Annotated in this window: 1 pseudogene; it reads left to right on the forward strand. The window is 42.1% G+C overall.

What is annotated here, in order from left to right:
* Window positions 1–201: pseudogene (locus H1X92_RS00005) on the forward strand (hypothetical protein); the annotation flags it as partial.
* Window positions 202–363 lie beyond the last annotated feature (162 nt).

Below are 363 nucleotides of genomic sequence, written 5' to 3' on the forward strand. Positions count from 1 at the left end.
ATTGAAATACAAACATTCCACCGTCAGCACAGTCATTTGCCAGAAGATTTTCAGAATTGGCGAGTTAAAGAAATTATTAACGAAAAACCAGTTTATTACGCTGACGGTGAACAAGTTGATATTCCACCTTCAACATGGCTAGATATCCGTGTAGAAATGCCCGTTGATTCAATCTGGAATCGGCAGCATGCGCAAAACTAATAGCCCCGTCACAGGGGCATCCTATTAGCAGCGTTGGAGGAAGTGGGTCAATTCCGCTTTATGCCAGTTTGATAGCGCACCATTTAGCATTAGCTGGTTATCCTGTGTAGTCTGAGATAACAAAGTTTCTATCTCAGCAATAACTTTGTCGGCATTTTCACG

Origin of the sequence: Arsenophonus endosymbiont of Apis mellifera, assembly GCF_903968575.1 — a bacterium.
GTDB lineage: Bacteria > Pseudomonadota > Gammaproteobacteria > Enterobacterales > Enterobacteriaceae > Arsenophonus > Arsenophonus apicola.